Here is a 12452-nt window from a genome sequence, read left to right as displayed (position 1 = left end):
CGACCGTCTCCTGCAGAATGGTTCTCGAAGCAGAGATGCCCGGGTCAAGCCCGGGCATGACGGCCGCGGATTAAAACAGCTTCATCCCGGGCGGGATCGGCAGGCCCTTGGTGATCTCGGACATGCGCTCCTGCATCACGCGTTCGGCGCGGGTGCGGGCATCGCCGCAGGCGGCCACGACCAGGTCCTCGAGGATCTCGCGCTCGTCCACGACCATCAGGGACGGGTCGATCTTCACCGACTTGACCTCACCCTTGGCGGTCATCGTCACGGTGACCATGCCGCCGCCAGCCGCGCCCTCGACCTCGATCGTGTCGAGTTCGGCCTGCACATTGGCCATCTTCTGCTGCATCTCCTGCGCCTGCTTCATCAGGCCCATGATGTCGCGCATCGCGAAAACTCCTCCGTCAGAAATCGATGCCGTCGAAATCGGGTTCCGCATCGTCGAAGAGCGGCTCCCCGTCGGGCAGATACTCGTCGGCCGGCGCGACCGTGGCCGCGTTATCCGGCTCGGCCGCACGCGGATCGCGCACATCGACGATGCGCGCGCCGGGAAAGCGTTCGAGTACGGCCTTGACGGCCGGGTGCGAGGCCGCGTCGCTTTCGCGCTGGCCCTTGGCGGCCTCGGCCTGCTCGCGCAGGGTTGCGCCGCCCTCGGCATTAACGACGGCGACCATCCAGGTCTGGCCGGTCCATTCCTTCAGGCGCCGCGAGAGATCCGTCGCGAGCGTGCGCGAACTGCCGCTCGCCACCGAAAACTCGATCCGCCCCTGCTCGAAGCGCACCGGGCGCACATCGCGCTCCAGCGCCAGCTTCAGCGTGATGTCGCGATGCTGCGAGGCGAGCGCGACGACATCCTCCAGCGAGGCGACGCTGACGGCCGGCAGGGCCTGGGCACGCGGGGCAGGCGCCATGGCGGGGGCCGGGTTGGCGCTCGCCAGCACGGGCCGCGCCGCCAGGGCGGTGTTGCCGCCGCCCGAGGGCGGCCGCGGGGCCGAAGTGGCGGCCTGGCCGCCCACGGCGCCCGAGCCGTCGCGCAGCATGCGCAGCGCCTCGTCGGGGGTCGGCAGGTCGGCGGCGTGCGCCAGCCGCACCAGTACCATCTCGGCGGCCATGATCGGCCGGTCGGCCTGCTTCACCTCGCCGAGGCCCTTCAGCAGCATCTGCCAGGTCCGCGCGAGGATGCGGATCGACAGGCGCTGGGCGAAATCGCCGCCGCGCACGCGCTCCGCCTGGGCCAGGCTGTTGTCCTTCACGGCGTCGGGCACGAGCTTGAGGCGCGTCACCAGATGGGTGAATTCGGCGAGATCGGAGAGAACAACGGCAGGATCGGCACCGGCGTCGTACTGCGCGCGCAGCTCGCCCAGCGCCGAGGCGATGTCGCCCTTCATCACCGCCTCGAACAGGTCGATGACGCGCACCCGGTCGGCGAGGCCGAGCATGGAGCGGACGTCGTCCAGCGTGATCGTGCCGGCGGCATGGGCGATCGCCTGGTCGAGGATCGAGAGCGAATCGCGCACCGAGCCCTCGGCGGCGCGCGCGATCGCGGCGAGCGCCTCGTCCTCGGCCGAGACGTTCTCCGTCCGGCAGATTCCGGAAAGATGCGAGACCAGCACTCCGGCATCGACGCGGCGCAGGTCGAAGCGCTGGCAGCGCGAGAGCACCGTCACCGGGACCTTGCGGATTTCCGTCGTCGCGAAGATGAAGCGCGCATGCGGCGGCGGCTCCTCCAGCGTCTTCAGGAAGGCGTTGAAGGCCCCCGTCGAGAGCATGTGCACCTCGTCGACGATATAAACCTTGTAGCGGGCCGAGACGGGAGCGTAGCGCACCGCGTCGTTGATCTGGCGGATGTTGTCGACGCCGTTGTTGGAAGCCGCGTCGATCTCCTGCACGTCGATATGCCGGCCCTCGATGATCTCCTTGCAGTGGATGCCGAAGGTCTCGAGATTCGTCGTCGGCCCGCCACCGCCATCGGCCGTCTGGTAGTTCAGGGCGCGGGCGAGGATGCGGGCGGTCGTGGTCTTGCCGACGCCGCGGACGCCGGTCAGCATCCAGGCCTGCGGGATGCGCCCGGCGGCGAAGGCGTTGGTGAGGGTGCGCACCATCGCGTCCTGGCCGATCAGGTCGCCGAAATGGGCAGGCCGGTACTTGCGGGCGAGCACGCGATAGGGCGAGGCCGCTGACGCGGCCAGAGGCGCGGAAGCCAGCAGTGCGGGAGCCGGGTCGAAGCCGGCGAATCCCGGCTCGTCGGCCGGAGGCACTGCGGTCGTATCGTCGCTCATCGGTCTGGTTTGGCGGTTCGCCGCATGGGGGTCAACGCCCGTTATCGGGGTGCCGCCCGCTGCGGGACAGGGCGGCGGCGCGACCCCGGCCGCCGGGCGCCCGCCGGCGGAGGTGGGAGGCTGGACGAAGACCCGTTCGGTCTCGTTAGGGCTGCTTCCTTCCGGACCTGACCCGGTTGGCGAGTGAGACGTCCCTCGCCAACCTCCCGCCCGCTATATCGGTGATCGGGCGCGCGAGCGCAAGCCGGGGCGGAACGCTGCGCGAAACCGGCGCGCGGCTTCGCCGCAGGAGGCGCCTTCGGCATTGACTTGGACTGGGCCATCCGTCATAAGCCCGCCACTTGCGCAACCCTCGGGGCGGCGCGGAACCTTTCGCATGCAGGCTCGGTCGGCCACGCTTTCACGGGAAAGCCGCGGCCATCGATGCCGACGAGCCCCGGAGACGGACGATGAAGAGAACCTATCAACCCAGCAAGCTGGTCCGCAAGCGCCGCCACGGCTACCGCGCCCGCATGGCCACCGCCGGCGGCCGCAAGGTCATCGCCGCCCGGCGCGCTCACGGCCGCAAGAAGCTCTCGGCCTGAGCGTCCGGCGCGTGACATGCGCGCGCCGCATCCGCGAGCGTTTTTTCCGGAAGACTGGCCAATCGCCATGCGCCTCGCCCGTCTGACGCAACGCAAGCAGTTCCTGGCGGCGGCCGATCGAGGCCGCCGTTTTCGTTCGTCCGCCTTCACCGTGCAGGTCCTCGACGGCCCGCAGCGCGCCGAGGACGACCGCCCGGCGCCGGACGGCCTGCGCCTTGGCCTCACCGCCTCGCGCAAGGTCGGCAACGCCGTCATCCGCAACCGCATCCGGCGGCGCCTGCGCGTCGCGGCGCAGCAGGCTCTCGGCCCCCAGGCGGAACGGCCGTGCGACATCGTCGTTGTCGCCCGTCCGGAGACGCTGACGGCGCCCTTCGAGACGCTGGTGGGCGAGTTGTCGGTCGCGATCGAGCGGGCCCGCCCGCAGGGCCAGGGACGCCGTCCGCGCCCGGCTCTGGGGCCTGCCGCCGGCAAAACGCGGGGCAAGGGCGGCGAGCGCCTGCCCGGCCCCCAGAACGACTGAATCCCCCGAGCCCGACGCGACGTCAGCGAGATCTGTTCCCGATCATGATGAAAGAAGACAACCGCAACCTGCTTCTCGCGATCACGCTCTCCGTGGTCGTGCTGTTCGGCTGGCAGTACTTCTACGGCGTGCCGCAGATGGAGAAGCAGAAGCAGATCGCGCAGCAGAACCAGCAGGCCCAGAGCCAGACGGCTCCGGTGCCCGCCCCGGGCAGCGCGCCGGCTCCCGCGGCCGCGCCGGGCCAGACGGTGGCCCCCGCCGTCGCTCCGGCCACGGGCGTCGCCGTCACCCGCGACCAGGCCCTCGCCCAGAGCCCGCGCGTTCGCATCGAGACGCCCAAGATCGCGGGCTCCATCGCCCTGACCGGCGCGCGCCTCGACGACGTCTCGCTCAAGGCCTATCGCGAGACCGTCGATCCCAACAGCCCGATCATCGTCCTGCTGTCGCCGCTCGGCGGCCCCAACGGCTACTACTCCGACTTCGGCTGGGTCGCCGCGCCGGGCGCGGCCGTGTCGCTGCCGAACGCGACCACCGTCTGGACGGCCGATGCGCAGGTGCTGACGCCGGCGAAGCCGCTCACCCTCACCTGGGACAACGGCCAGGGCCTGCTCTTCCGCCGCGTCGTCACGGTCGACGACAACGCCATGTTCCAGATCCGCGACGAGGTCGACAACAAGGGCTCCGCGCCTGTCAGCCTGTTCCCTTATGCGCAGGTCGTGCGTCATGGCCGGCCGGCCACCCTCGGCTACTACGTCCTGCATGAGGGCCTGATCGGCTATGTCGGCGATCATGGCCTGCAGGAGTTCACCTACGACCATGTCGACAAGGAGCCGCTGCTCTCGCCCGGCACCAATGGTCGCGTCTGGAAGGATGCCGTCGGCGGCTTCGTCGGCATCACCGACAAGTACTGGGCCGCGGCGGTCGTGCCCGACCAGTCGCGCAAATACGACGGCCGCTTCTCCTCGGTGCAGACCGGTGCGGCGCGCACCTACCAGGCCGATTTCCTGTCGGAGGCCGTGACGGTCGCCCCCGGCGCCAGCGCCACCAGCACGGCGCGCCTCTTCGCCGGCGCCAAGGAAGTGGCCGCGATCAGCGGCTACGAGACCAATCTCGGCATCAAGCGCTTCGACCTGATGATCGACTGGGGCTGGTTCTATTTCTTCACCAAGCCGATGTTTTTCCTGCTCGACTGGATCTTCAAGCATGTCGGCAATTTCGGCGTTGCGATCCTGATCGTCACGCTGCTGCTTAAGGGCGTCTTCTTCCCGCTCGCGAGCAAGTCCTACGCTTCGATGGCCAAGATGAAGGCCTTGCAGCCGGAAATGCTGGCGCTCCGCGAGCGCTATGCCGACGACAAGATGAAGCAGCAGCAGGCTCTGATGGAGCTGTACAAGACCCAGAAGATCAACCCGCTCGCCGGCTGCTGGCCGGTGCTGGTGCAGATCCCGGTGTTCTTCGCGCTCTACAAGATCCTGTTCATCACCATCGAGATGCGCCATGCGCCGTTCTTCGGCTGGATCCGCGATCTCGCGGCGCCGGACCCGACGAACCTGTTCAACCTCTTCGGCCTGCTGCCCTTCACGCCGCCCTCGATCCTTCATCTCGGCCTGTGGCCGATCATCATGGGCATCACGATGTTCGTGCAGATGAAGATGAACCCGGAGCCGCCGGATCCGGTCCAGAAGATGATGTTCACCTGGATGCCGGTGTTCTTCACCTTCCTGCTCGGCTCGTTCCCGGCCGGCCTGGTGATCTACTGGAGCTGGAATAACCTGCTCTCGGTGATGCAGCAGGGCTACATCATGCGCAAGCACGGGGTGAAGATCGAGCTCTTCGACAACATCAAGTCGATGTTCGGCAAGAAGCCCGAACCGGCGCCCGCCACCGCGCCGGCCAAGCCGGCCAACAGCAACAAGAAGTGAGTTGGCGAGGGCGGGGATTTCCCCGCCCTTCGCTTTGGTGCCGATGCCCCTGCCAGACCCGCTCACGCGCCATCCCGTTCCCGGCTGGAAAGGCACTGCCTTCCTGAAGGCGATCGTCGACCACCCGCGCATCGAGGTCGGCGAGTACAGCTACTATGACGACTCGCGCGGTCCCGAGCATTTCGTCGCCCGCTGCGTGCGCTACCATTTCGAGGATGTCGGCGATCGGCTGGTGATCGGACGCTTCGTCGCGATCGCCCAGGGTGCGCAGTTTGTGATGAATGGCGCCAACCATCCCACCGGTGGCTTCTCGACCTATCCCTTCGCCCTCTTCGGCCTCGAAGGCGCTGCGCCGCGCGCGCAGTGGCCCGGCCGCGGCGACATGATCATCGGCAACGACGTCTGGATCGGCCGCGAGGCCGTCATCATGCCCGGCGTCACCATCGGCGACGGGGCGATCATCGGCACGCGTGCGCAGGTGGTGAAGGACGTGCCGCCTTATGCGGTGATCGCCGGCAATCCCGGGCGCGTCATGCGGATGCGCTTTCCCCCCGAGATCGTCGCCGAGCTGCTGGCGATCCGCTGGTGGGACTGGGAGGCCGGCAAGATCGCCCGCAATCTCGCGGCGATCGCAGGCGCCGACATCGACGCGCTGCGTCGGGCCGTGTAGGCGTAACGCCATGACGACCAGCGCCACCACTCCCTTCACCGACGACGAGATCGAATCCGCCCGCAAGCTCTTCGAGGGCCCGTGGGACTTCGTCTGGGCCTCGACGCATATCGACGACCTGCCGCCCATGGTCGGCCAGGAGATCGCCTTTGCGGGTCGCTCCAATGTCGGCAAGTCGAGCCTGATCAACGCCGTCACGCGCCGCAACGCGCTGGCGCGGACCTCGCACACGCCGGGCCGCACCCAGCAGCTCAACTTCTTCCGGCAGGTCGGCGCCGACGAACGCCTGACCATCGTCGACATGCCCGGCTACGGCTATGCCGCCGTCGGCCGCGCCAAGGTCGCCGCCTGGACCAATCTGATTCACAACTACCTGCGCGGCCGGCCCAACCTGATGCGCGTCTATCTGCTGATCGACGCCCGACACGGTCTCAAGGACGTCGACAACGCCGTGCTCGAGACGCTCGACAAGGCGGCGATGTCCTATCAGGTCGTGCTGACCAAGGGCGACGCGCTCAAGAAGAGCGACCAGCAGTTCATGCTGGAGGCGACCTATGACGAGATCAAGCGCCGCCCGGCCGCCTTCCCCGAGGTGCTCCTGACCTCCAGCGAAACCGGGCTCGGCATTCCGGAGCTGCGCGCCGCGGTCGGCCGCGTGCTGGCCGAGCGCAGCTGAGCCGCGGGGCGGCCGGCCACCAAATCTTTACAGCGCCCGTGCAGGATGGCGATCGTGCCGCGGCGACGGCCGGGGCATGATGACCCGGAGCCCCGGCTGGCTGGGGGCTCCATGACGATCCTGAACCGAATCCGTTCCTTGGCCGTGCTGCTGGCGACGACCCTCGCCGTCGCGAATCCGGCCTCGGCCCAGCAGGCGGCGCCGGCACCCGCGGCGCAGGCCGCGCCGGTCAAGGTCACCTCCGGCGTCCAGTATGAGCTGATCGGGCGCTGGGATGTGGCGCGGCTGAATCAGATTCTCACCACCGACACGCCGAAATTCGCCGGCATCACCGTCAGCTACACCCCGGCGCGCAACGCGGTGAAGCTCTATCGCGTCACCTATCCGTCGGTGGTGCCGGAGCAGGGCAACCGGCCGATCTCGGCGACCGGGCTGCTCGCGGTGCCCGACACGGCCGACACCGTCTTCCCGATGGTCTCCTACCAGCACGGCACGGTCTACGGAAAGGAGCAGGTCCCCTCCTTCCCCGAGCAGTCGCCCGAGACGCAGCTGATGATCGCCCAGTTCGCGGGCCAGGGCTATCTCGTCACTGGGGCCGACTATTTCGGCATGGGCGCCTCGAAGGAGCCGGAAGGCTACCTCGTCAAGGGCAGCCACCAGCAGGCGACCTATGACATGGTCCTGGCCAGCCGCGCCGTGCTCGCCGATCTCAAGCTGTCGGACAGCAAGCTCTTCCTCAGCGGCTGGTCGCAGGGCGGCTTCGTTACGCTCGCCATGCTGGAGCGGCTCGAGGCCGTCGGCATGCCGGTGAAGGCCGCAACCACCGCCAGCGCGCCTGCGGACGCCTTCGCCGCCTTCAACGGCTTCCTGAACTTCCCGCGCAAGATCGATGCGAGCTGGATCACGACGATCTTCATGCTGAACGTGTTCTCCTTCGAGAACTATCACAACATGCCCGGCCTCGCCCGTTCGCTCCTGACCGACGAGACCTACGAGATTTCGCGCAAGGCCTATTATCGCGAACCCTTCGATCCGGCCGCCGTGCCGACCGACCTGCGCAAGCTGATCCGGCCGGAGTATTTCGACGCCCAGTTCTTCGCCAACTCGGCCTATGGCCGGCTCGTGGCCCAGACCAGCGCCTATCGCTGGGTGATCAAGACGCCGGTGCGGACCTATTACGGGCTGACCGACGAGGCGATCCGCATCGAGATCGGCCAGTTGCCGATGACCTATCAAAAGGCGATCGGCAACGACAAGGTCGAGGCCGTGCCGACCGGCGACACCAGCCATCGCGGCACCTTCGCCACGGCCGTGCCGCAGTGGAAGGCCTGGTTCGACGCGCAGTAAGGCGCGCGGCGCGTCACCGGGCCGCTGCCGGCTGCGCTTGACGCCGGGCGGCCGCGCCCCGCATCCAGCCTGCGCGCCGCAGCATCGTGGCGCGCAGCCCAGGGGCCTCGATGACCGCCGCCAAGATCCATCTCGTTCTCGCCGCCCTGATGGGGCTGGCCGGCGTCGCGCTGCTCGCCGCCGCCGCCCATGTCACGGGCACGAGCAACGTCCAGACGGCCGGCCAGATGCTGCTCTTCCACGCTTCGCTGGTCTTTGGCGCGACCGCCGCCCGCAAGGCCGGCTTACTTTCCGATCTCATGTCGCGCATCGCGCTTTCGCTGATCGTCGCGGGCGTGGCGCTGTTTGCGGCCGATCTGTCGCGACGCGGCTTTTCCGGCGCAGCACTCTTCCCGCGCGCAGCCCCGATCGGCGGCTTCGGGATGCTCGGCGGCTGGCTGCTGCTGGCGCTGTCGGCTGCTTTTGCGAAGCGGAGCTGACGCTTCCGTCCGCCCCCATCTTCCTCTAGAAGCCGCACCCGGCGCGGATGCCTCGCGCGCCGTCGCGGAGCCTCGACCGATGATCAACCCCGCCGCCCATCTGACGCCATCGCAGGCCGCCGACCTGCTCGTCCAGGCGCTGCCGCACATGCAGCGCTACGACCAGGAGATCATCGTGATCAAATATGGCGGCAACGCCATGGGCGATGCCGCGACCGCCGAGGATTTCGCCGAGGACATCGTGCTGCTTGAGCAATCCGGCCTGAAGCCGGTCGTCTGCCATGGCGGCGGCCCGCAGATCGCCCGCATGCTCGACAAGCTCGGCATCAAGTCCGAGTTCAAGCAGGGCCTGCGTGTCACCGACGCGGCGACCGTCGATGTCGTCGAGATGGTCCTCGCCGGCTCGGTCAACAAGGAGATCGTCGGCTATATCTCCCGCGAGGGCGGCAAGGCGATCGGGCTCTGCGGCAAGGACGGCAACATGGTCACCGCCCGCAAGGTGACGCGCACCGTCGTCGATCCCGATTCGAAGATCGAGCAGGTTCTCGACCTCGGCTTCGTCGGCGAGCCCGATCGGGTCGACACCTCCGTGCTCGATTCCGTGCTGAAGGCGGAGCTGATTCCGGTGCTGGCGCCGGTCTGCGCCGCTGCGGACGGCCAGACCTACAACGTCAATGCCGACACCTTCGCCGGCGCTATCGCGGGCGCGCTCAATGCCAAGCGCCTGCTGCTGCTGACCGACGTGCCCGGCGTGTTGAACAAGGACAAGCAGCTCATCCCGGAGCTGACGGTCGAGGAGTGCCGCCGCCTGATCGCCGACGGCACCATCTCCGGCGGCATGATCCCGAAGATCGAGACCTGCATCTACGCGCTGGAAAAGGGCGTCGAGGCGGTCGTCATCCTCGACGGCAAGGTGCCCCATGCGGCCCTGATCGAGCTCTTCACCGACACCGGCTCGGGCACGATCATCCGGCGGTGAGAGGAGAGCGTCATTCGCGGGCGTCGCGCAGCGGCGACCCGGGAATCTCGTGACGTGAAGGGCTGGTGTCAGAGATGCTCGGGTCAAGCCCGAGCATGACGCGTTGCTCTTAACCGCTAGCAGAACTCTTGCATGTCAGGCTCGGCTCGCCACATGAGTCCGTCCCATGAACACGCACGCACCGCTCCTCGCCGAGACCGATCCGCCCGTCGCGACCCCGCCGCTCCAGGTGGAGGCCTTCGCGCATGTCGACCACTGGATCTTCGACCTCGACAACACGCTCTACTCGCATGAGAGCCAGGTCTGGCCGCAGGTCAATCAGCGGATCACCCTGTTCCTGCAGGAGCTGTTTGGGCTCGACGGACTCTCCTCCCACGCACTGCGCAACTATTATTACCATCGCTACGGCACGACGCTGAACGGTCTGATGGCCGAGCATGGCATCGAGCCCGACGATTTCCTCGACTTCGCCCATGACGTCGATCTCAGCCTGCTCGAGCCGGATCCGGCGCTGGGCGACGCCATTGCGGCCCTGCCGGGCCGCAAGCTGATCCTGACCAACGGCTCTGTCGCCCATGCCCGCAACGTCGCCGGCAAGCTCGGCATCATCGACCATTTCGAGGATGTCTTCGACATCGTCGCGGCCGGCTTCACACCCAAGCCGGAGCGCTCGACCTATGAGCTCTTTCTTGCCAAGCATGCGGTAGATCCCGGTCGCGCAGCGATGTTCGAGGACATCGAGAAGAATCTGCTGGTGCCGAGCGAACTCGGCATGAAGACCGTGCTGATCATCCCGCGGACGCCGGATCCCTTCCGCGAGGCCTGGGAGCAGGCCGCCGTCGAGGCGGGGCATGTCCACCACGTCACCTCCGACCTGACCGCTTTCCTGACGCCGCTCGCTCGCGGCTGAGGACCCGACGACCGGTGGAAACACGGGCCGACCGCTCGCGACGGCGGGCGGGTTCGCGCCGCTTTACCGCAGGCGACAAGAGTGATACCCGAAAGTTCTGTAAAAAGAACGCTTTGGAGTTTTCATCATGTCGGACCGGAACGATGGGGCAGGAGCCTTCCATCCCGAGACGCGTCTCGTCCATGCCGGCACGCTGCGCTCGCAGTTCGGCGAGACCTCCGAGGCACTCTTCCTGACGCAGGGCCATGTCTATGACAGCGCCGAACAGGCCGAGGCGCGCTTCCTGAACAAGGACCCGGGCTTTCAGTACGCCCGCTTCTCCAACCCGACCGTCGCCATGCTGGAAGCCCGCATGGCCGCCTTCGAGGACGCGGAAGCCTGCCGCGCGACAGCGACCGGCATGGCCGCCGTCACCGCCGCGATCATGGGTCAGGTCCGCCAGGGTGACCATGTCGTCGCCTCGCGGGCGCTGTTCGGCTCCTGCCGATATGTCGTCGAGGAGCATCTGCCGCGCTATGGCGTGACCTCGACGCTGGTGGACGGCACGGACATCTCCGCCTGGCGCGAAGCCGTGACGCCGCAGACCAAGGTGTTCTTCCTGGAAAGCCCCTCCAATCCGACGCTGGAGGTCATCGATATCGCGGCCGTCGCCGCCGTGGCGAAGGAGGTCGGTGCCACGCTCGTGGTCGACAACGTCTTCGCCACGCCGCTTTTCCAGCGCCCGCTGGAACTCGGCGCCGATTGCGTCGTCTACTCGGCGACCAAGCACATCGACGGGCAGGGCCGATGTCTCGGCGGGCTGATCCTCGCCTCGCAGGACTTCATCGAGACCCATGTCCAGACCTTCCTGCGCCAGACCGGCCCGGCGATCTCGCCCTTCAACGCCTGGGTGATGCTGAAGGCGTTGGAGACCCTGCCGCTGCGCGTGCGCCAGCAGGCGCACAACGCCGCGATCGTGGCCGAATGGCTCGCCAGCCGCCCCGGCCTGTCGCGGGTCATCTTCCCGGGCTCGAAGAACCATCCGCAGGCCGACATCATCGCCCGCCAGATGACGGGCCCCTCCACGCTGGTCGCCTTCGAGGTCGAGGGCGGCAAGGAGGCCGCCTTCCGCTTCCTCAACGGGCTGAAGCTGATCCGCATTTCCAACAATCTCGGTGACGCCAAGAGCCTGATCGTCCACCCGGCGACGACGACGCATCAGCGCTTCTCCGCCGAGATCCGCGCCAGCATGGGCATCTCGGAAGGGCTGATCCGCCTCTCCGTCGGTCTGGAACACGCCGATGACCTCATCGCGGATCTGGCGACGGCACTGGCGGGGGTGTGAGCGTCGAGCGCCACCGCGTCATTCTCGGGCGGAGCACAGCGTAGACCCGGGAATCTCCGGCAAGAGATGCTCGGGTCTTCGCCCGAGCATGACGAGCCTGGCCTCGGCCATGGCCATCCCGCCGGCCGCCTGCTAAAGCCTCGCGAATTGCTCCGGAAACAGAGGCCGTCATGCGTTCTGGCGAAGTGAAGCGCCGCACCAACGAGACCGATATCGCGGTCTCGCTCGTTCTCGACGGCACCGGCAAGGCCGAGATCGCCTCGGGCGTCGGCTTCTTCGACCATATGCTCGACCTCTTCGCCCGCCATTCCCTGATCGACCTCAAGGTCGCGGTGAAGGGCGATACCCATATCGACGACCACCATTCCGTCGAGGACACCGGCATCGCGCTCGGCGAGGCGCTGAAGCAGGCGCTCGGCGACAAGAAGGGCATCCGCCGCTATGCCGACATCCATCTGCCGATGGACGAGACGCTGACGCGTGTCGCCGTCGATGTCTCCGGTCGCCCCTTCCTCGTCTTCCGCACGCGTTTTGAGGCGCAGAAGATCGGCACCTTCGACACGGAGCTGGTGCGCGAGTTCTTCCAGGCCTTCGCGATGAATGCCGGCATCACCCTGCATGTCGAAACGCTCTATGGCGACAATGCCCACCACATCGCCGAGAGCTGCTTCAAGGGGCTGGCGCGGGCGCTGCGTCACGCGCTCGAGGTCGATCTGCGCGAGGGCGGCCGCGTGCCCTCGACCAAGGGCGCGCTCTGAG

The 12452-nt window shown here is 67.7% G+C and carries 13 protein-coding genes and 1 other RNA gene; 11 read left to right on the top strand and 3 right to left on the bottom strand.

Annotation, left to right across the window (positions count from 1 at the left end; genetic code table 11):
- Nucleotides 1-70: 70 nt before the first annotated feature.
- The 3 genes from ABIE41_RS04030 to ffs all read right to left on the bottom strand — a co-directional run bounded on the left by ABIE41_RS04030 (nt 71) and on the right by ffs (nt 2490).
- Nucleotides 71-391 carry a YbaB/EbfC family nucleoid-associated protein gene (locus ABIE41_RS04030; RefSeq protein ID WP_192643519.1) on the bottom strand — a complete coding sequence of 107 codons (321 nt, stop codon included), beginning with the start codon at nt 389-391 and terminating at the stop codon, nt 71-73.
- Between the two features lie 16 nt (nt 392-407).
- Nucleotides 408-2282 carry a DNA polymerase III subunit gamma/tau gene (locus tag ABIE41_RS04025; RefSeq protein ID WP_192643518.1) on the bottom strand — a complete coding sequence of 625 codons (1875 nt, stop codon included), beginning with the start codon at nt 2280-2282 and terminating at the stop codon, nt 408-410.
- Nucleotides 2283-2393: 111 nt separating this feature from the next.
- An RNA gene (gene ffs, locus ABIE41_RS04020) (signal recognition particle sRNA small type) lies at nt 2394-2490 on the bottom strand.
- A gap of 241 nt (nt 2491-2731) precedes the next feature.
- Between ffs and rpmH the strand changes: the two genes are divergently transcribed.
- The 11 genes from rpmH (at nt 2732) to hisB (ending at nt 12451) form a co-directional block, all read left to right on the top strand.
- On the top strand, nt 2732-2866 hold the full coding sequence (rpmH, locus tag ABIE41_RS04015) for a 50S ribosomal protein L34 (protein ID WP_067253664.1): 135 nt from the start codon (nt 2732-2734) through the stop codon (nt 2864-2866).
- Nucleotides 2867-2933: 67 nt separating this feature from the next.
- Nucleotides 2934-3386 carry a ribonuclease P protein component gene (gene rnpA / locus ABIE41_RS04010; RefSeq protein WP_192643517.1) on the top strand — a complete coding sequence of 151 codons (453 nt, stop codon included), beginning with the start codon at nt 2934-2936 and terminating at the stop codon, nt 3384-3386.
- A 47-nt stretch (nt 3387-3433) separates the two neighbouring features.
- Entirely contained in the window at nt 3434-5308 is a 1875-nt protein-coding gene (gene yidC, locus ABIE41_RS04005; RefSeq protein ID WP_192643759.1) for a membrane protein insertase YidC, read from the top strand.
- A gap of 43 nt (nt 5309-5351) precedes the next feature.
- Nucleotides 5352-5978: a CatB-related O-acetyltransferase gene (locus tag ABIE41_RS04000; protein ID WP_192643516.1), complete on the top strand. Its 627-nt coding sequence runs from the start codon at nt 5352-5354 to the stop codon at nt 5976-5978.
- A gap of 10 nt (nt 5979-5988) precedes the next feature.
- Entirely contained in the window at nt 5989-6654 is a 666-nt protein-coding gene (yihA, locus tag ABIE41_RS03995; RefSeq protein WP_192643515.1) for a ribosome biogenesis GTP-binding protein YihA/YsxC, read from the top strand.
- Between the two features lie 111 nt (nt 6655-6765).
- On the top strand, nt 6766-8001 hold the full coding sequence (locus ABIE41_RS03990) for an alpha/beta hydrolase family protein (RefSeq protein WP_192643514.1): 1236 nt from the start codon (nt 6766-6768) through the stop codon (nt 7999-8001).
- A gap of 110 nt (nt 8002-8111) precedes the next feature.
- A complete protein-coding gene (locus ABIE41_RS03985) occupies nt 8112-8480 on the top strand; it encodes a DUF423 domain-containing protein (RefSeq protein WP_192643513.1) in 369 nt (122 codons plus the stop codon).
- A gap of 79 nt (nt 8481-8559) precedes the next feature.
- On the top strand, nt 8560-9459 hold the full coding sequence (gene argB / locus ABIE41_RS03980) for an acetylglutamate kinase (protein ID WP_192643512.1): 900 nt from the start codon (nt 8560-8562) through the stop codon (nt 9457-9459).
- A 166-nt stretch (nt 9460-9625) separates the two neighbouring features.
- On the top strand, nt 9626-10369 hold the full coding sequence (locus ABIE41_RS03975; protein WP_192643511.1) for a pyrimidine 5'-nucleotidase: 744 nt from the start codon (nt 9626-9628) through the stop codon (nt 10367-10369).
- 127 nt (nt 10370-10496) lie between these two features.
- Nucleotides 10497-11693: an O-succinylhomoserine sulfhydrylase gene (locus ABIE41_RS03970; RefSeq protein ID WP_192643510.1), complete on the top strand. Its 1197-nt coding sequence runs from the start codon at nt 10497-10499 to the stop codon at nt 11691-11693.
- A gap of 170 nt (nt 11694-11863) precedes the next feature.
- Entirely contained in the window at nt 11864-12451 is a 588-nt protein-coding gene (gene hisB / locus ABIE41_RS03965; protein WP_192643509.1) for an imidazoleglycerol-phosphate dehydratase HisB, read from the top strand.
- The last annotated feature ends 1 nt before the right edge of the window (nt 12452 follow it).

This window comes from Bosea sp. OAE506, from assembly GCF_040546595.1.
In the GTDB taxonomy this organism is placed as follows: Bacteria; Pseudomonadota; Alphaproteobacteria; order Rhizobiales; family Beijerinckiaceae; genus Allobosea.
This window is presented reverse-complemented; position numbering and strand designations above follow the sequence as displayed.

Coding starts and splice junctions, on each gene's coding strand:
- ABIE41_RS04030 (WP_192643519.1), bottom strand. CDS start 391: ATGCGCGACATCATGGGCCTGATGAAGCAGGCGCAGGAGATGCAGCAG.
- ABIE41_RS04025 (WP_192643518.1), bottom strand. CDS start 2,282: ATGAGCGACGATACGACCGCAGTGCCTCCGGCCGACGAGCCGGGATTC.
- rpmH (WP_067253664.1), top strand. CDS start 2,732: ATGAAGAGAACCTATCAACCCAGCAAGCTGGTCCGCAAGCGCCGCCAC.
- rnpA (WP_192643517.1), top strand. CDS start 2,934: ATGCGCCTCGCCCGTCTGACGCAACGCAAGCAGTTCCTGGCGGCGGCC.
- yidC (WP_192643759.1), top strand. CDS start 3,434: ATGAAAGAAGACAACCGCAACCTGCTTCTCGCGATCACGCTCTCCGTG.
- ABIE41_RS04000 (WP_192643516.1), top strand. CDS start 5,352: ATGCCCCTGCCAGACCCGCTCACGCGCCATCCCGTTCCCGGCTGGAAA.
- yihA (WP_192643515.1), top strand. CDS start 5,989: ATGACGACCAGCGCCACCACTCCCTTCACCGACGACGAGATCGAATCC.
- ABIE41_RS03990 (WP_192643514.1), top strand. CDS start 6,766: ATGACGATCCTGAACCGAATCCGTTCCTTGGCCGTGCTGCTGGCGACG.
- ABIE41_RS03985 (WP_192643513.1), top strand. CDS start 8,112: ATGACCGCCGCCAAGATCCATCTCGTTCTCGCCGCCCTGATGGGGCTG.
- argB (WP_192643512.1), top strand. CDS start 8,560: ATGATCAACCCCGCCGCCCATCTGACGCCATCGCAGGCCGCCGACCTG.
- ABIE41_RS03975 (WP_192643511.1), top strand. CDS start 9,626: ATGAACACGCACGCACCGCTCCTCGCCGAGACCGATCCGCCCGTCGCG.
- ABIE41_RS03970 (WP_192643510.1), top strand. CDS start 10,497: ATGTCGGACCGGAACGATGGGGCAGGAGCCTTCCATCCCGAGACGCGT.
- hisB (WP_192643509.1), top strand. CDS start 11,864: ATGCGTTCTGGCGAAGTGAAGCGCCGCACCAACGAGACCGATATCGCG.